This window comes from Pseudomonas sp. MIS38 (assembly GCF_019891575.1).
Taxonomy (GTDB): Bacteria; Pseudomonadota; Gammaproteobacteria; order Pseudomonadales; family Pseudomonadaceae; genus Aquipseudomonas; species Aquipseudomonas putida_A.
In genome coordinates, this window is sequence record NZ_JAFLXF010000007.1 from 141,094 (window position 1) to 158,496 (window position 17,403).

The 17,403-nt window shown below is 60.3% G+C and carries 18 protein-coding genes; 12 read left to right on the forward strand and 6 right to left on the reverse strand.

Features of this window, described 5'->3' with window-relative positions; translation table 11 throughout:
- Window positions 1-177 precede the first annotated feature (177 nt).
- Window positions 178-849 (forward strand): response regulator, encoded by a 672-nt coding sequence (locus J1G18_RS10815; RefSeq protein WP_003222545.1) that lies wholly within the window; start codon window positions 178-180, stop codon window positions 847-849.
- The gene (locus J1G18_RS10820; RefSeq protein WP_027614456.1) at window positions 842-2,227 is read left to right on the forward strand and encodes a sensor histidine kinase; all 1,386 of its coding nucleotides are present in this window, start codon (window positions 842-844) and stop codon (window positions 2,225-2,227) included. Before J1G18_RS10815 ends, J1G18_RS10820 begins: the two co-directional genes overlap by 8 nt.
- A 117-nt stretch (window positions 2,228-2,344) precedes the next feature.
- On the opposite strand, the gene J1G18_RS10825 is transcribed toward J1G18_RS10820, so the two are convergent.
- Window positions 2,345-3,166, reverse strand: coding sequence for an HDOD domain-containing protein (locus J1G18_RS10825; RefSeq protein ID WP_027614457.1), 822 nt, complete (start codon window positions 3,164-3,166; stop codon window positions 2,345-2,347).
- Between the two features lie 35 nt (window positions 3,167-3,201).
- The gene (locus J1G18_RS10830; RefSeq protein WP_134785623.1) at window positions 3,202-4,143 is read right to left on the reverse strand and encodes a YgfZ/GcvT domain-containing protein; all 942 of its coding nucleotides are present in this window, start codon (window positions 4,141-4,143) and stop codon (window positions 3,202-3,204) included.
- 150 nt (window positions 4,144-4,293) lie between these two features.
- Here J1G18_RS10830 and J1G18_RS10835 point away from each other — a divergent pair, with 150 nt between their 5' ends.
- Both J1G18_RS10835 and J1G18_RS10840 read left to right on the forward strand, forming a co-directional pair.
- Entirely contained in the window at window positions 4,294-4,548 is a 255-nt protein-coding gene (locus tag J1G18_RS10835) for a succinate dehydrogenase assembly factor 2 (RefSeq protein ID WP_003222550.1), read from the forward strand.
- Window positions 4,532-4,984, forward strand: a complete 453-nt coding sequence (locus J1G18_RS10840; RefSeq protein WP_097086670.1) for a protein YgfX — start codon at window positions 4,532-4,534, stop codon at window positions 4,982-4,984. The genes J1G18_RS10835 and J1G18_RS10840 overlap by 17 nt, the downstream gene beginning before the upstream one ends.
- Here J1G18_RS10840 and nadB read toward each other — a convergent pair.
- Window positions 4,953-6,569 (reverse strand): L-aspartate oxidase, encoded by a 1,617-nt coding sequence (gene nadB, locus J1G18_RS10845; protein ID WP_098967664.1) that lies wholly within the window; start codon window positions 6,567-6,569, stop codon window positions 4,953-4,955. The genes J1G18_RS10840 and nadB overlap by 32 nt on opposite strands.
- A 558-nt stretch (window positions 6,570-7,127) precedes the next feature.
- Between nadB and rpoE the strand changes: the two genes are divergently transcribed.
- The 4 genes from rpoE (at window position 7,128) to J1G18_RS10865 (ending at window position 10,939) form a co-directional block, all read left to right on the forward strand.
- The gene (rpoE, locus tag J1G18_RS10850; protein ID WP_003172477.1) at window positions 7,128-7,709 is read left to right on the forward strand and encodes an RNA polymerase sigma factor RpoE; all 582 of its coding nucleotides are present in this window, start codon (window positions 7,128-7,130) and stop codon (window positions 7,707-7,709) included.
- Window positions 7,710-7,739: 30 nt separating this feature from the next.
- Window positions 7,740-8,327: a sigma-E factor negative regulatory protein gene (locus tag J1G18_RS10855; protein ID WP_135295139.1), complete on the forward strand. Its 588-nt coding sequence runs from the start codon at window positions 7,740-7,742 to the stop codon at window positions 8,325-8,327.
- Between the two features lie 8 nt (window positions 8,328-8,335).
- Entirely contained in the window at window positions 8,336-9,298 is a 963-nt protein-coding gene (locus tag J1G18_RS10860; protein ID WP_223007631.1) for a MucB/RseB C-terminal domain-containing protein, read from the forward strand.
- A 210-nt stretch (window positions 9,299-9,508) separates the two neighbouring features.
- Window positions 9,509-10,939: a DegQ family serine endoprotease gene (locus J1G18_RS10865; RefSeq protein ID WP_223007632.1), complete on the forward strand. Its 1,431-nt coding sequence runs from the start codon at window positions 9,509-9,511 to the stop codon at window positions 10,937-10,939.
- Between the two features lie 79 nt (window positions 10,940-11,018).
- On the opposite strand, the gene J1G18_RS10870 is transcribed toward J1G18_RS10865, so the two are convergent.
- Entirely contained in the window at window positions 11,019-12,452 is a 1,434-nt protein-coding gene (locus tag J1G18_RS10870; protein ID WP_007963277.1) for a M48 family metalloprotease, read from the reverse strand.
- 98 nt (window positions 12,453-12,550) lie between these two features.
- Here J1G18_RS10870 and J1G18_RS10875 point away from each other — a divergent pair, with 98 nt between their 5' ends.
- Both J1G18_RS10875 and J1G18_RS10880 read left to right on the forward strand, forming a co-directional pair.
- The gene (locus tag J1G18_RS10875) at window positions 12,551-12,790 is read left to right on the forward strand and encodes a sulfurtransferase TusA family protein (protein ID WP_098967669.1); all 240 of its coding nucleotides are present in this window, start codon (window positions 12,551-12,553) and stop codon (window positions 12,788-12,790) included.
- 32 nt (window positions 12,791-12,822) lie between these two features.
- Window positions 12,823-13,893: an AI-2E family transporter gene (locus J1G18_RS10880; RefSeq protein WP_003222568.1), complete on the forward strand. Its 1,071-nt coding sequence runs from the start codon at window positions 12,823-12,825 to the stop codon at window positions 13,891-13,893.
- A 125-nt stretch (window positions 13,894-14,018) separates the two neighbouring features.
- Here the strand turns inward: J1G18_RS10880 and J1G18_RS10885 are convergent, their stop codons facing one another.
- Window positions 14,019-14,492 (reverse strand): peroxiredoxin, encoded by a 474-nt coding sequence (locus J1G18_RS10885; RefSeq protein ID WP_003222570.1) that lies wholly within the window; start codon window positions 14,490-14,492, stop codon window positions 14,019-14,021.
- Between the two features lie 10 nt (window positions 14,493-14,502).
- Entirely contained in the window at window positions 14,503-15,063 is a 561-nt protein-coding gene (locus tag J1G18_RS10890) for a glycine cleavage system protein R (protein ID WP_007963284.1), read from the reverse strand.
- 325 nt (window positions 15,064-15,388) lie between these two features.
- On the opposite strand from J1G18_RS10890, the gene dapA reads away from it, so the two are divergent.
- Together dapA and bamC are read left to right on the forward strand one after the other, a co-directional pair.
- Window positions 15,389-16,267 (forward strand): 4-hydroxy-tetrahydrodipicolinate synthase, encoded by an 879-nt coding sequence (gene dapA / locus J1G18_RS10895; RefSeq protein WP_098967670.1) that lies wholly within the window; start codon window positions 15,389-15,391, stop codon window positions 16,265-16,267.
- A 17-nt stretch (window positions 16,268-16,284) separates the two neighbouring features.
- Window positions 16,285-17,400 carry an outer membrane protein assembly factor BamC gene (gene bamC, locus J1G18_RS10900; RefSeq protein ID WP_223007633.1) on the forward strand — a complete coding sequence of 372 codons (1,116 nt, stop codon included), beginning with the start codon at window positions 16,285-16,287 and terminating at the stop codon, window positions 17,398-17,400.
- The last annotated feature ends 3 nt before the right edge of the window (window positions 17,401-17,403 follow it).

Below are 17,403 nucleotides of genomic sequence, written 5' to 3' on the forward strand. Positions count from 1 at the left end.
TCGCTGTGTGGCAGCAGCGACGGCAGTCGAAACTGTCCGTGACCGGACTCTAACGGGCTAACCTTTCACTAACCTTTCAGCTGGATTTCGCGGGTTTCGGGCTTCACAGCGGCGGTTGCGGCTGTAAACTCCGCGGCAAAGAGTGGCGTCGGCCATCCCTGAATGAGGTAGAGATCCATGCGTGTTCTGCTCGTCGAAGACCATTTGCAACTGGCCGAAAGCGTCGCCCAGGCGCTCAAGAGCACCGGTCTGACCGTGGACGTGTTGCACGATGGCGTGGCCGCCGACCTGGCGCTGGGCAGCGAGGAATACGCGATGGCGATCCTCGATGTCGGCCTGCCGCGCATGGACGGTTTCGAGGTGCTGGCACGCCTGCGCGCACGCGGCAAGAACCTGCCGGTGTTGATGCTGACGGCGCGCAGCGATGTGAAGGACCGCGTACACGGCTTGAATCTCGGCGCTGACGATTACCTGGCCAAACCGTTCGAACTGACCGAGCTCGAAGCCCGGGTCAAAGCCCTGTTGCGGCGCAGTGTGCTCGGTGGCGAGCGTCAGCAGCGCTGCGGCGTGCTGGCCTACGATCTCGACACCCGGCGCTTCAGTCTCGGCGAAGAACTGCTGACTCTGACCTCCCGCGAACAAGCCGTGCTCGAAGCGTTGATCGCCCGCCCGGGCCGGGTGATGAGCAAGGAGCAACTCGCCGCACAGGTGTTCGGTCTCGACGAAGAAGCCAGCCCCGATGCCATCGAAATCTACGTGCATCGCCTGCGCAAGAAACTCGACGGCCAACCGGTGGCGATCGTGACCTTCCGTGGCCTCGGTTACCTGCTGGAAAGTCGCGATGCATAAGCCCAGCAGCCTGCGCTGGCGGTTGCTGTGGAACCTCGCATTGTTGCTGGTGGTGTTGATGCTCGCCAGTGGTCTGAGCGCGTACTGGAACGGGCGCGAAGCTGCCGACACGGCTTATGACCGAACCCTGTTGGCCTCGGCGCGAACCATTGCCGCCGGCCTGTCGCAGCGCGACGGCACGCTCAGCGCCGACGTGCCCTACGTGGCGCTGGACACCTTCGCTTACGACAGCGCCGGGCGGATTTACTACCAGGTCAACGACATCCATCAGAAGCTGATTTCCGGCTATGAAAACCTGCCCGGGCCACCACCCGGTACGCCGAGAACCGACGATTATCCAGCGCTCGCGCGCTTCTATAACGCGACCTATCGCGGGCAGAACGTGCGCGTGGTCAGCCTGCTCAAAGCGGTCACCGAACCGAACATGAACGGCATGGCGGAAATCCGCGTCGCCGAAACCGACGAGGCGCGAGTCAGCATGGCCCGCAGTCTGGCGGCCGATACGCTGCTGCGTCTGGGCATGCTCGCGATCGGCGCCCTGTTGCTGGTGTGGTTCGCGGTGAGTGCCGCGCTGCGCCCGCTGGAGCGATTGCGCACGGCGGTGGAGGAGCGTCAGCCCGATGATTTGCGGCCGCTGCCGCTGGTGGAAGTGCAACATGAATTGTGGCCGCTGGTGCGCGCGCTCAATCACTTCACCGAACGCTTGCGCGGGCAGTTCGAGCGGCAGGCGCAGTTCATCGCCGATGCCGCCCACGAACTGCGCACGCCACTGGCGGCGTTGAAGGCGCGGCTGGAACTGGGGCTGCGTTCGACTGAAGCGGAAACCTGGCGCACAACCCTGGAATCCTCTGCGCAAAGCACTGATCGCCTGACCCATCTGGCCAATCAACTGCTGTCGCTGGCGCGGGTGGAAAACGGTGCCCGGGCGATTGCCGAGGGCGGCGCGCAATTACTGGATCTGAGTCAGTTGGCCCGCGAACTGGGCATGGCCATGGCGCCGTTGGCTCATGCGCGCGGAGTCGCGCTGGCTCTGGAGGCGGATGAGCCGGTGTGGCTGCGCGGTGAACCGACGTTGCTCAATGAACTGCTGAGCAATCTGGTGGACAACGCACTGGCGCATACGCCACCGGGCGGCAACGTGATTCTGCGGGTCGCGGCGCCGGCGGTGCTTGAAGTTGAAGATGACGGGCCGGGCATTCCGCTGGAGGAGCGGGATCGGGTGTTTGAACGCTTCTATCGGCGCAATCAGCAGGTTGCGGGCTCAGGGTTGGGGCTGGCGATCGTCGGAGAGATCTGCCGGGCGCATCTGGCGCAGATCACCTTGCACGATGGTGAGCAGGCCGGTTTGAAGGTTCGGGTGAGTTTTATTGCCGGATAAATGTGGTGTTGGTGCGGGCCTCTTCGCGAGCAAGCCCGCTCCCACAGGGGGTCCACGCCGTACACAAATCCCCTGTGGGAGCGGGCTTGCTCGCGAAGGCCGCGCCGCGGTTCCGGATCAGTAAAACATCGTCCGCGATTCTTCCAGATCCGCGCACAACTCCTTGTTCTCCGGATCGATCCCAAGCTTCCTGAACGCCGGCACGCTGAGTGGGTCAATCCGCGCAATCGGATGATCGCTGTCCTTGTGACAATACAGACTCGCCACCTGCACCAGATCGACGTAATCGAGGTGCGCCGAGTCGCGTTTGAAATCCAGATACAGCCCCGGCAACGCCACCAGTTGCTCGGGAAATTCCCAGACCCGCAACAGCTTGTCGCCCAGCAGCGGGTGAATGTGGTCGATCACATGGTTGAGGCTGACCGGGTCTGACAGCAGTTCGTAGTGATCTTCGGCGTAGGTCAGGATCGGCAATACGCCTATCTGATGCACCAGCCCGCCCAACGCCGCCTGATCAGGTTTGAGTTGGGTGTGCCGACGGCACAGGGCGTAGCTGACGCCGGCGATCTCCAGGCTCTTGCGCCAGACTTCGCGCATCTTCTGTTCGACCACCTCGGAGCGGGCGTGGAAGATCTGTTCCATCACCAGGCCGATCGCCAGGTTGCTGCTGTAGTTCACTCCCAGTCGGGTGATCGCGGTGTGCAGGTCGGTGACTTCCTGGGTCGCGCGCAGCAACGGGCTGTTGACCACTTTGATCAGGCGTGCCGACAGCGCCGTGTCGCGGCCAATCACTTTGCTCAGGTCGCTGACACTGATCTCCGGGTCTTCGGCAGCCTTGCGAATTTGCAGGGCCACTTCCGGTAATGTTGGCAGAACCAGGTCATCGTTATCGATGGCCTCAACCAAATCCTGTTGGACCTTATCCGCCAGCTCGCTCATGTAGATTCTCTAGGGTGTTGCAACAAAAGCTGCGATCAGCGCTGGATTTCGCGGTCGCGATCCAGTTCGTAGGGCAGGTCGAGCAAATGCAGGGCTGGCCCTTCGAGGTCGCCCAGGTGCAGATCACCCGCTTCGGCAGCTTCGGCCTGCAACACCGCCAGCAGTTCAATCTTTTCTGCGGCGCGGGCGGCAATCACCACTTCGCCGATGGCGCTGCTGTGGCTTGGGGCGAACAGCGGGGTGCCCGGCTCTGGCAGTTCAGTCGCGTCAAGTTCTACGCGATAGAGGCGACGCTTGAGCTTGCCCAGGTACTGCATGCGCGCGACGATTTCCTGGCCGGTGTAGCAACCTTTCTTGAAACTCACGCCACCGACGGCCTGCAGGTTGAGCATCTGTGGGATGAACAACTCGCGGGTGGTCGGCATGACCTGACCGATACCGGCGCGAATCTGCCCCAGCAGCCATTGGTTCAATTCGCCTTCAGGCAGGGCGGTGGCCAACTTGGCTTTGATGGCGTCGGCTTGATCGGCCGGTACCCAGAGTTCGGCGCGATCCGGCGAGACGCGAATAGCGATCAGGCCTGCGCTGCGCACTACGCTGTCGGTTTCGCTTGGCAGGCTCAGACCCAGGCTGGCCAACGCGGCGTCGCCGTGCTCCAGGCCAAAACGCACCCAGGCGGCGCTTTCGTCGGTCAGTTTGGACTTGGAGAACACCGCGTACTTTTTCAGATCCGCCAGTTGCGGCTCCAGCAGTTCACTGGCCATTGCCAGCAGCACGCCGTCACCTTCGAGCAGAATGCGGAAGCTCGACTGCATCCGGCCTTTTTGCGTGCAGCGCGCGCCCAGGCTGGCCTGGCTGTCGCTGAGGTAATTGATGTTGCAGGTCAATTGGCCTTGCAGGAATTTGCCGGCATCCACGCCGCGAACCGCGAGTACGCCTTCATGAGACAGGGTGCAGAAAAAAGCAGAATCGGCCATGGGTCATCGCAGGGTAAAAAAGTCTGGGGCACATCATAAGGGCGCGTTGTTGAAATGGGTAGTTGATAAAGGATCGGTGGTGCCCGACCAAAGCCGACTGTGCGACCCGCGCCGGGGCTGTATACTGCGCGCCTATTTGAGGAGGGCTCCATGGTCGAACAAGTTGAACTCAATCGCCTCTTCTGGCACAGCCGCCGCGGCATGCTGGAACTTGACGTACTGCTGGTGCCGTTCGTGAAAGAGGTCTATCCGCACCTCAACCAGGTCGATCGCGACTTGTATGTCCGTCTGCTGACCTGTGAGGATCAGGACATGTTCGGCTGGTTCATGGAGCGCAGTGAGTCCGAAGACCCTGAGCTGCAGCGCATGGTCCGGATGATCCTGGACCGTGTTCAGCCCAAGTAATACGTTCGAATGCCGCTGGCATGCCTCTCGGCAGTTGCTGGCGGCGTATCTGTTGACCCAGGCGTTCGCGCTGGGTGTGTTGTTTCTCCTGTCGATTCCACTCTGGGCCTGTCTGCTCGGGGCCTTCGCCTGTCTGCTGCACGCCGTGTGGGTGTTGCCACGGCAGATTCTGCTGACGCATCCGCAGGCTTTTTGCCGATTGCGCCGCGATGCCGATGGCTGGCAATTGTGGAATCAGGCGGGCGGCTGGCAAGCAGTCCAGCTGCGCCCTGACAGCCTGGCGTTGCCGTTGATCGTGGTGCTGCGCTTTCGTTTGCGCGGGGAGCGGCGGGTGCGCTCGATCTGTGTACCGCGAGACTCGCAGGCAGCGGATGTGCACCGACGCCTGCGAGTGCGGCTCAAGTTCAGCCGGCGTAGGTGGGCGGCACCAGAATAGTGTCGAGCGCCTCGGGCAGCAGGTTCGGGTAGTCGAGGGTGTAATGCAGACCGCGACTTTCCTTGCGCTCCATGGCAGAGCAGATCATCAGTTCGGCGACTTGCGCCAGATTACGCAGCTCGATCAGGTCGCGGCTGACTTTATAGTTGCTGTAGAACTCGTCGATCTCGTCCAGCAACAGACGCACGCGGTGCTGCGCTCGTTGCAGGCGCTTATTGGTGCGCACGATCCCCACGTAGTCCCACATGAAGCGGCGCAGCTCGTCCCAGTTGTGGGCGATGATCACGTCCTCGTCGGAATCGGTGACCTGGCTGGCGTCCCACTCGGGCAGGGCGGTTGGCGCGGTGACGTCATCCAGTTGCGCAAGAATATCCGCAGCCGCCGAGCGGGCATAAACGAAGCATTCGAGCAGCGAGTTGCTGGCCATGCGGTTGGCCCCGTGCAGGCCGGTGAAGCTGGTTTCGCCGATGGCGTACAGCCCCGGCACGTCGGTACGACCGTGCTGGTCAACCATCACGCCACCACAGGTGTAGTGCGCTGCCGGTACGACCGGAATCGGCTGCTTGGTGATGTCGATGCCGAAACCCAGGCAACGTTCGTAGACGGTCGGGAAGTGGTTTTTGATGAAGGCTTCAGGCTTGTGGCTGATGTCGAGATAGACGCAGTCGACGCCCAGCCGCTTCATTTCATGGTCGATGGCGCGGGCGACGATGTCGCGTGGCGCCAGTTCGGCACGTTTGTCGAAGCGCGGCATGAACCGTTCGCCGTTGGGCAGCTTCAGGTGCGCGCCTTCGCCACGCAAGGCTTCAGTGATCAGGAAACTCTTGGCCTGCGGGTGATACAGGCACGTAGGGTGGAACTGGTTGAATTCCAGGTTCGCCACTCGGCAGCCCGAGCGCCAGGCCATGGCGATGCCGTCACCGCAAGCGCCGTCGGGGTTACTGGTATAGAGGTAGACCTTGGCGGCGCCGCCGGACGCGAGGATCACGAAGCGTGCGCCGTAGGTGTCGACTTCGCCGGTCGCGCGATTCAGCACATAGGCGCCGAGGCAGCGCTCGCCACTCATGCCCAGACGGCGTTCGGTGATCAGATCAACGGCAACTCGCTGCTCCAGCAGTTCGATGTTGCTGCGTTCTCTGGCTTGGGCGAGGAGGGTGGTGAAAATCGCTGCGCCGGTTGCGTCGGCGGCATGGATGATGCGTCGATGGCTGTGGCCGCCTTCGCGAGTCAGGTGGAATTCGAAACCGCCGTCTTCGGTGCCGGACTGTTCGTCGCGGGTGAACGGCACGCCCTGGTCGATCAGCCACTGGATGGCTTCGCGGCTGTGCTCGACGGTAAAACGCACCGCGTCTTCATGGCACAGACCGCCGCCGGCGTTCAGGGTGTCGTCGACGTGGGATTCGACAGTATCGGTATCGTCCAGCACGGCAGCGACGCCGCCCTGGGCCCAATAAGTCGAGCCGTTGGCCAGATCACCTTTGCTCAATACGGCAATGCGCAAATGACCCGGCAAGGTCAGCGCGAGACTCAAACCGGCAGCGCCGCTGCCAATCACCAGAACATCGTGTTGAAACTGTTGGCTCATTTCAGGATTCCGCTCAAAGCGACCCGGATCGGGGGTGGCGCAGGACAGCTGGATCGGCGAGTCAAGACAGCCACACAGCCCACTAGTATATAGAGGGGTGGAGCGGCACAATAGCCGAGCTCGTATGGCATTGTGAAACTACTGTGACGACAAAAGCTTGACGTTTCGTCGGACGTTTTTTTCTGTCGTTTTGGGAAAAGGCGACTGTATCGAGGATGAAACAGGCTTTTTCAGCACGCGGTTGCTCAATGTCGCTTCAGCACGGCTATAAATAATTGGAACTTTTGCCAGAGGCCCAAGATCAATAGTCAGTTGCCAGAAGCACGGGACAGTGTCGGCTTCAATGCAGAACCTGCGATTGGGTTTTTGCCGGCGAACCGATGACAAGATTATTCGCGCAGCCGGTTTATCCCGCGCTGCGTTTTTCGTGCGTGCCAAATCAGAGCCCGCAGGAAACTTGCCTGGAGGGGGAGAACTTTTGCGAAAAGCCCGAGTCTATGTTTGCAAGTCTGGTCGTTTAGTTATGCAAGCCTCCTCCATGCTTATCGAGGAGTGTTCATGCTAACCCAGGAAGAGGATCAGCAGCTGGTCGAGCGCGTTCAGCGTGGCGACAAGCGAGCTTTCGATCTGCTGGTGCTGAAATATCAGCACAAAATTCTCGGGTTGATCGTGCGTTTCGTGCACGACACCCATGAAGCCCAGGATGTGGCTCAGGAAGCCTTTATCAAGGCCTACCGAGCGCTAGGAAACTTTCGCGGAGACAGCGCGTTCTATACGTGGCTTTACCGCATTGCCATCAACACGGCAAAGAACTATCTGGTTTCACGCGGCCGCCGGCCGCCGGATAGCGATGTAAGTTCTGAAGACGCAGAGTTCTACGACGGCGATCACGGCCTGAAGGATCTCGAATCGCCGGAACGCGCTTTGCTGCGGGATGAGATCGAAGGCACCGTCCATCGAACCATTCAGCAACTGCCAGAGGATTTACGTACGGCTTTAACTTTACGTGAATTCGATGGTCTGAGTTACGAGGACATTGCGAGCGTCATGCAGTGTCCGGTGGGTACCGTGCGCTCCCGGATTTTCCGCGCCCGGGAGGCCATCGATAAAGCCCTGCAGCCGTTGTTGCAGGAAAACTGAGACAGCGGCGACAGCCAAGAGAGGAACGCCATGAGTCGTGAAGCCCTGCAGGAATCGCTGTCCGCAGTGATGGATAACGAAGCGGACGAACTGGAATTGCGTCGAGTGATCAATGCACTGGACGATGTTGAAACCCGTGAGACCTGGGCTCGTTATCAGATCGCTCGGGCAGCCATGCACAAGGATCTGCTGCTTCCGCGTCTGGACATTGCTGCGGCAGTTTCTGCTGCGCTGGAAGACGAAACGGCTCCAGCCAAAGTAGCCCGCGGCCCTTGGCGCAACCTGGGTCGTCTGGCCGTTGCAGCTTCGGTGACCGTTGCGGTACTGGCCGGTGTGCGCCTGTACAACCAGGACGAAATCGCTGGCGTCGAGCTGGCGCAGCAGTCCAATCAGCCTTCGCTGGTTGCGCCGCAGGTCAAAGGCCCGGCCGTCCTAGCTGGCTACAAGGAAAGCTCGGAAACTACGGGGCCGATGGCCAACGGCGTTCTGCAAGGTCAGCCAGGCTGGCACGATCAGCGTCTGCCAGGCTATCTGCGTCAGCATGCCCAGCAAGCTGCGTTGAAAGGTACTGAAAGCGCTCTGCCTTATGCGCGTGCAGCAAGCATGGAAAACCGTTAAGGAGGATCATGCGCGCCATACCTCTACTTTCGCTTCTGCTTAGCGGCTGGTTCATTGTTCCAGCCCATGCCGACGAGGCCCAGGACTGGCTGATTCGCCTGGGTCAGGCCGAGCAGCAGCAAAGCTTCCAAGGTACTTTCGTATACGAGCGTAACGGTAGTTTTTCTACCCACAATATCTGGCATCGTGTCCAGAACGGTCAGGTCCGCGAGCGTTTGCTTCAGCTCGACGGCTCGGCTCAGGAAGTCGTGCGTGTTGATGGGCATACTCAATGCGTCAGCGGCACCCTGATTGCGGGGTTGGGAGACTCTCCCAACTCGACCGCTCGTTCGCTTGATCCCCAAAAGCTGAAAAACTGGTATGAGCTTGCCGTCATCGGCAAGTCGCGCGTGGCCGGGCGTGATGCGGTCATCGTATCGTTGACGCCTCGCGACCAGCATCGTTATGGTTTCGAACTGCATCTGGATAAACAGACCGGATTGCCACTGAAGTCGTTGTTGCTCAACGATAAAGGGCAGCTACTCGAGCGTTTCCAGTTCACCAGCCTCGATACCGCTGATGTCCCGTCGGACAAAGACCTTCAAGCTGGCGCCGAGTGCAAGGCCGTCACTATTGATAGTGACAAGGCGTCTGCCGTGAAAACGGCTCAGGTCTGGCATTCCGACTGGCTGCCTCCGGGTTTCGTGCTGACCAGCAGTACTTCACACAAAGATTCCGAAACCAAAACTCAAGTCAGCAGCCTGATGTATGACGACGGGCTGGCGCGGTTTTCAGTGTTTCTTGAGCCGTTGAACGGTGCAACAGTGACCGATACCCGCACGCAGTTGGGGCCGACTGTCGCAGTTTCCCGCCGCCTCACTACGCCTGAGGGTGAGATGATGGTGACGGTGGTCGGCGAAATTCCAATCGGCACGGCCGAGAGGATTGCCCTTTCGATGCGCAACGATGGCGCTGCAACCAGCAAGCAGTGAGCTGATTTCAGTCATTTCCACTTCTTCTTCGAGACGTAGATGAAATGTTTGCTCAGCATTTTCATTTGCAAATCACCCGAAAGTTTTTTATAGGTCAGAGCCTCACGGCTCTGGCCTTGTCTGTTGTTCCCGGAACAAAAATACCGGCCCGCGGTTCCCGGTGTTCCTTGCTCCATATCGCTTAACCCTGCTCGTCGTAACGGGAGCTGTATGTCGATACTTAGCTTGAAGTCTTATCTCTCCATTTTCGCCACCGTGCTGGTGCTGGGTCAGGCTGTCCCCGCTGCCCAGGCGGCCGACCTGCCGGATTTCACCCAACTGGTTGAACAGGCCTCGCCTGCAGTGGTGAACATCAGTACCACGCAGAAGCTGCCGGACCGCAAGGTGAACCAGCAGATGCCTGACCTGGAAGGCTTGCCGCCGATGTTGCGCGAGTTCTTCGAGCGTGGCATGCCGCCTCAGCAGCGTTCGCCGCGCGGCGATCGTCAGCGTGAAGCGCAATCGCTCGGTTCGGGCTTCATCATTTCCTCCGATGGCTACATCCTGACCAACAACCATGTGATTGCCGATGCCGACGAAATCCTCGTGCGTCTGGCAGATCGCAGTGAAATGAAAGCCAAGCTGATCGGCACCGATCCACGCTCCGACGTGGCCCTGCTGAAAATCGATGGCAAGGATCTGCCGGTGCTCAAGCTCGGCAAGTCCCAGGACCTGAAGGCGGGTCAGTGGGTCGTGGCAATCGGTTCTCCGTTCGGCTTTGACCACACTGTGACCCAAGGCATTGTCAGCGCCGTCGGCCGTAGCCTGCCGAACGAAAACTACGTGCCGTTCATCCAGACCGACGTGCCAATCAACCCGGGTAACTCCGGTGGCCCGCTGTTCAACCTGAACGGTGAAGTGGTCGGGATCAACTCGCAGATTTACACCCGTTCCGGTGGCTTCATGGGTGTGTCGTTCGCCATTCCGATCGACGTGGCGATGGACGTTTCCAATCAGCTGAAAAGCGGTGGCAAAGTCAGCCGCGGCTGGCTGGGCGTGGTCATCCAGGAAGTGAACAAGGATCTGGCCGAGTCGTTCGGTCTTGATAAGCCGGCCGGTGCGCTGGTTGCGCAGATTCAGGATGACGGTCCGGCAGCCAAGGGCGGCCTGCAAGTGGGCGACGTGATCCTGAGCATGAACGGTCAGCCGATCGTCATGTCCGCCGACCTGCCACACTTGGTCGGTGCGCTGAAAGCGGGCGCCAAGGCCAGCCTCGAAGTGATCCGTGACGGCAAACGCAAGAATGTCGAGCTGACTGTCGGTGCGATTCCGGATGAGGACAAAGAGCTGGCTGCACTGCCGAAGTCGGGTGCGGAAAGCAGCAGCAACCGCCTCGGTGTTTCGGTGGCGGAACTGACCGCTGAGCAGAAGAAAACCTACGACCTCAAGGGCGGAGTGGTGATCAAGGAAGTTAAGGACGGTCCTGCGGCTTTGATCGGTCTGCAACCGGGGGACGTGATCACTCACCTGAACAACCAGGCCATTGGCTCCACCAAGGAATTCGCCGAGATCGCCAAGGCGCTGCCGAAGAATCGTTCGGTGTCGATGCGCGTCCTGCGTGAAGGTCGCGCGAGCTTCATCACCTTCAAACTGGCTGAATAACCCGGTTGCGGTGAAATAAAAACCGCCTCGAAAGAGGCGGTTTTTTTATGCCTGAAATTTTTATATCGCTGATGAAAACTCAGCCCATCATGTCCTTGATCATGCGCTCCTGCTCCATCAGCTCGCGCTGGCGTGCATCGATCCGCGAGGACAGCGGGAAGTTGCTGCCCGCCTTGCGCTTGGCAAAATCAAGCTGCTGGATCGCCTGACGATAATCGCCGACCAGCGCGAAGTACTCGGCGCGGGCCTGATGCAGACCAATGATGTTGCCAGAGAGGCCACGGGTTTCGGCGACCTGATACCACACGTCCGGATCGTTCGGACGGGATTTGAGCAAGCTGTCGAGGGCTTTCTCGGCGTCGGCGGTGCGATTCTGTTTCAGCAACAGATCGACCCGAACCTGATTCAGCGGGTAATTGCCCGGATATTGCGTGAGCATGCGGTCAACCCGCGTTTGCGCATCCGGCAGGCGGTTGTTGGTAATGTCCAGGTCGATCTGCGCGAGGTTGTAGATGATCTCGTTGGGTGACTTGGCCAGCAGCTGTTTGAGATTCTCCCTGGCTTCATTGAGCTGGCCGCCCTTGATCTGGGCGATCGCCAGGCCATAGCGCGCCACGTCGTTCTTCGGGTTCTCGTCCAGTTGTGCACGAAAGCGCTTGGCGCCCAGTCCCGGGGTTTCTTCGTAGATCAGCTGTACGCGGGCGCGGATCAACTGATAGCGCATGCTGTCTTCAATGCCGCCCGCTGGCGCTTGTTCTGCGCGGTTACGGGTGTCGGCGATACGCGATTCGGTCACCGGGTGAGTCAGCAGAAATTCTGGCGGCTTGGCGTCGAAGCGGTATTGGCGCATCAGACGTTCGAACATGGTCGGCATCGAGCGCGGGTCGTATCCGGCCTTTTCCAGATTGAGGATGCCGATACGGTCGGCTTCCTGCTCGTTCTGGCGCGAGAAGGTACGCTGCGACTGAATGGCTGCGGCCTGAGTGCCGGCGATGGTCGCGATCCCGGCATCACCGCCACCGGCGGCGGCAATCACGATCCCCGCGAGCAGCGCCGCCATCATCGGTACCTGCATCCGCTGCGAAGCTTCGACGCCGCGCGCGAAGTGGCGTTGCGACAAGTGAGCCAGTTCGTGGGCCAGTACCGAGGCGTATTCGCCTTCAGTCTGCGCGTTGAGGAACAGGCCACCGTTGACCCCGACCACGCCACCCGGCGCCGCGAAAGCGTTGAGTTGCGGGCTGTTGATCAGAATGAATTCCAGGCGACGATCGGTCACCTGGCTGGTTTCCACCAGCTTGTAGACGCTGGATTCGACGTAGTCTTTGAGCTGCGGATCGTTGAGCTGTGCAACCTGACTGCGCAACATGGCCAGCCAGGCGCGGCCCAACTGGTATTCCTGTTGCGGAGAGACAATGGCAGAACTGGCGTCGCCAAGTGACGGCAGATCGTCGGCAAAGCCCGGTGAGGCGAGCAGGCAAGCGAGCGTCAGCAGGGTAGGGCGCAGAAATGTCATGCACAAAGCCTTAGAAGACAAAGACCTTACTGTAGCCGGACACCGGGCTTGCGACCAGATATTCTAGGCGCCTCAACCACCTGAACCGGAGTGACGCAATGACTGACGCTGTAGCCCATGACTGTGAATTGGACGCCAGTGGCCTGAATTGCCCGTTGCCGTTGCTCAAGGCCAAGATGGAACTCAACAAGCTGCCCAGCGGCGCGGTGCTCAAGGTGATCGCCACGGACGCGGGTTCGCAGCGCGACTTCCGCACCTTTGCCCGTCTGGCCGGTCATACGCTGCTGCGCGAAGAAAACGAAGCAGGCGTCTACCGTTACTGGTTGAAAAAAGCCTGAAGCCGACAGCGTAAAAGACCTAAGGATTATTGATGTTCAAAGTGTTACGCGACTGGATTCAGCGCTACTTTTCCGACGAAGAAGCGGTGGTGCTGGCGGTGCTGCTGTTTCTCGCCTTCACCGCGGTGCTCACGCTCGGTGGCATGCTCGCCCCGGTATTGGCCGGGATGGTGTTGGCGTATCTGATGCAGGGGCTGGTGCTCGCTCTTGAACGCATGCGCTTGCCTGGTGCGGCGGCGGTGGGGCTGGTGTTTGCGCTGTTCATGGGCGTGTTGCTGGTGTTCATCGTGGTGGTCTTGCCGTTGCTGTGGCATCAGTTGATCACGCTGTTCAACGAACTTCCGGGCATGCTCGCCAAATGGCAGTCGCTGCTGCTGTTGCTGCCGGAGCGCTATCCGCATCTGGTCTCTGACGAGCAGGTGCTGCAGGCCATCGAAGCGGCGCGTGGCGAAATCGGCAAGTTCGGCCAATGGGCGCTGACCTTCTCGCTGTCGAGCCTGCCGCTGCTGGTCAACATCATGATCTATCTGGTGCTGGTGCCGATTCTGGTGTTTTTCTTCCTCAAGGATCGGGCCATGATCGGCGAGTGGGTGCGCGGCTATCTGCCCCGTGAGCGAGCGCTGATCACCCGCGTGGCGCAGGAAATGAACCGGCAGATCGCCAACTACATTCGTGGCAAGGTCATCGAGATCGTGATCTGTGGCGGCGTGACCTACATCGCGTTCGTCGCGCTCGGCCTCAACTATGCGGCGCTGCTGGCGTTGCTGGTCGGGGTGTCGGTGGTGGTGCCGTACGTCGGCGCGGTGGTGGTGACCGTGCCGGTGTTGCTGATTGCGTTGTTCCAGTGGGGCTGGAGCGATCAGTTCATCTATCTGATGGCGGTCTACGGGATCATTCAGACCCTGGATGGCAACGTGCTGGTGCCGTTGCTGTTTTCCGAGGCGGTTAACCTGCACCCGGTGGCAATCATTTGTGCGGTGCTGTTGTTTGGCGGGTTGTGGGGGTTCTGGGGCGTGTTCTTCGCAATTCCGCTGGCGACGCTGTTCAAGGCCGTGCTGGATGCGTGGCCGCGCAAGGAGCCGGTTGTGGCTCCATTGCTTTAGAGCCGAGCTATTCGCTGAGGCTTATTGCCCCTTCGCGAGCAAGCTCGCTCCCACATTTTGAAATGCATTCCAAATGTGGGAGCGAGCTTGCTCGCGAAGGCGTCAGTGAAAACGACGCAGAAATATCAGGCCTTGTTCAGCGCCTGAGCCGCAGCCAGCACCGCATCCACATGCCCCGGCACTTTCACGCCGCGCCATTCCTGGCGCAGCACGCCATTCTTGTCGATCAGGAATGTGCTGCGATCAACGCCCAGATATTCCTTGCCATACAGTTTCTTCAGCTTGATCACGTCGAACAGCTGGCAGACCGCTTCGTCCTTGTCGCTGATCAGCTCGAACGGAAATTCCTGCTTGCACTTGAAGTTCTCGTGAGACTTCAGGCTGTCGCGGGAGATACCGAAAATCTCGGTATTAGCGGCCTGGAACGCCGCGTACTGGTCACGAAAACCCTGGCCTTCGGTGGTGCAGCCGGGGGTGCTGTCCTTCGGATAGAAGTAGATCACCACTTGCTTGCCCTTCAGGGCGGACAAGCTGACGGTCTGCCCGCTGGTGGCAGGTGCTTCGAAATCCGCAACCGGTTGGTCGATGACAACGGCCATGAAAGCTTCCTTACATTGGGTTTTGTGGGCGCCAAGGTTCGATCAGCGCATCCAGGTTCATCGCGTCGGCGAAGTCCAGGAACTGGTCGCGCAGCCAACTGATCTGGGTGCCGGCCGGCAGCGTTACGGTGAACGTGGCGTTGAGCATGGTGCCGCCAGTCTGCGGGGCCTGATAGGTATCGCAGGTCAGGTTTTCCAGCTCGACGTTGTGATCCATGAAGAACTGGCACAGCTCATTGATGATGTCCGGGCGATACGCCGAGCTGACATAAGCCACGTACGGCAGGGCCTGTGGACGATTTTCCAGGGCCGCACTGCGCACCACGTTGACGGTAAATGCGTGGCGCTTGGCCAGGGTCGGCAGGCTGCCTTCGAGGCGGGCCAGCGCGTCCCAGCTGCCGGAGATTTCCAGCACCAGGGCGCTGCATTCGCCATGGCGAGTCAGGCGGGAGGTGACGACGGCGCAGCGATTTTCATGGCTGGCGCGGCACAGGACGTTAGTCAGCTCCATGGGGTTGGCGCCAAGGGCACTGATGACAAGGAATTGTTCGCGAACTGTGGGGGTGGACATGCAGCATTCCTAAAGCGATGAGCGGTCGGTAGGTCGATGGGCGTTGGCCGTCGGGAGGCGTCTGCGCGTGCCCGTTCAGAAAGCCCCGGGCCGTGGCTCGCAATTCGCTCCAATAAAGGCGGAGCGTGCAGCAGCGACACTGGAACGGGGCCTGGGAGGCCGAAAGGGGAGGCTGGAACCCGGCGTACAAGCTGATCTGTACCGATCAAAGTCTGAAGGGTAGCGAAAACCGACGCCAAGGGGAATGGCGGCGCAGTACTTCGCTTGTGCAAGCATCTTGGCGCCAGTACCATTACCGCTCTCTTTTTCCGGCAGGAGCGGTTTCATGATTGCGGGCAGTATGGTGGCACTGGTCACTCCCATGGATGCACAAGGGCGTCTTGACTGGGACAGCCTCAGCAAACTCGTGGACTTCCATCTCAAGAACGGCACCCATGCCATTGTCGCGGTCGGTACTACCGGCGAGTCGGCGACCCTTGATGTAGAAGAACACATCGCCGTCATCAAAGCCGTGGTCAAACAGGTAGCCGGGCGCATTCCGGTGATCGCCGGTACCGGCGCCAACTCGACCCGCGAAGCCGTCGAGCTGACCCGCAACGCCAAGGAAGCCGGCGCCGACGCCTGCCTGCTGGTAGTTCCGTACTACAACAAGCCGACCCAGGAAGGCCTGTACCAGCACTTCAAGCACATTGCCGAAGCCGTCGACATTCCACAGATTCTCTACAACGTTCCCGGCCGCACCTCCTGCGACATGCAGGCCGAGACCGTAATTCGCCTGTCCAGCGTGCCGAACATCATCGGCATCAAGGAAGCCACCGGCGACCTGAAACGCGCCAAAGCCATCATCGACGGCGTGAGCAAGGACTTCATCGTGCTGTCCGGCGATGATCCGACCGCGGTCGAGCTGATCCTGCTGGGCGGCAAAGGCAACATCTCCGTAACGGCCAACGTCGCCCCGCGCGAAATGGCTGACCTGTGCGAGGCCGCGCTGAACGGCGACGCCGAGACCGCACGGGCGATCAACGAAAAATTGATGCCGCTGCACAAGGACCTGTTCATCGAAGCCAACCCGATTCCGGTGAAGTGGGCTTTGGTTGAAATGGGCCTGATGCACGAAGGCATCCGCCTGCCGTTGACCTGGCTGAGCGCTCCTTGTCATGAAACGCTTCGCACGGCCCTGCGCCAGTGCAGCGTCCTGGTTTAATTGAGGAAGTACAACGCATGAAGCGAATGGCCGGACTTTCCGCACTTGCCTTGATTATCTCCAGCACCAGTGGCTGCGGATGGGTCTGGGGCCCGGAAGGTTATTTCCGTGACCGTGGTAGCGATTACCTGGAAGCGCAACAGACTGCACCGATGCAACTGCCACCGAATGTCAGCACCTCCAAGCGTCTGGATCCGCTGTTGCCGATCCCGCGCAACGTGGCCGATGACACGGCGAAGGGCGAATACGTGGTACCGCGCCCGCAACCGCTGACGGCGGTTGCCGAGGCGACCGACTACTCGCTGCAGAAGAGCGGTGACTCGCGTTGGGTCGTGGCCCAGCACCCGCCGGCCGAAGTCTGGCCAGTGGCGGTACAGTTCTTCCAGGACAATGGTTTCCGACTGGATGAACAGCGTCCGCAAACCGGCGAATTCACCACCACCTGGCAGCATTCCGACGAACTGTCCGCCGCCATGGCCAAGCGCCTGAGCGCCGCCGGTGTCGGTGCCGACAGCGAAACCCGCGTGCGGGTGCGTATCGAGCCAGGCGTGCAGCGCAACACCAGTGAAATCTACGTGGTCAGCGCCGAGCGTCCTGCCGGCAGCACCGTCGACGTCGATTTCACCAACCGTTCGGTCAATACTGGCCTGGACGCCGCGCTGGTCGACGACATGCTCGCGAGCATGAGCCGGATCTCCGAGAAGGGTGGTTCGGTGTCGATGCTGGCTTCGCGCGATTTCGATACCCCGAGCCGTGTCAGCCTCAGCGAAGACGGCAGTGGCAACCCGGTACTGAACGTCGGTCCGGACCTGGATCGTGCCTGGTCGAGCGTCGGTCGTGCGCTGGAGCAAGGTCAGTGGCGCGTTGAAGACATCAACCGCAGCCTGGGCCTGTACTACATCAACCTGGCCGAGAAAGCCGAGAAGAAAGACGACAAGCCTGGTTTCTTCAGCAGCCTGTTCGGCAGTGCGCCGACCAAGGAAGAAGTTGAAGCCCGCGCCGAGCGTTATCAGGTTCGCCTGAGCAAGGTCGGTGAGAACGTTCAGGTGACCGTAGAGAAGAACATCAATACCGTTGCGCCGGCCGATGTGGCGCGCAAAGTGTTGAGCGTGATTCAGGACAACCTGGGCTGATCA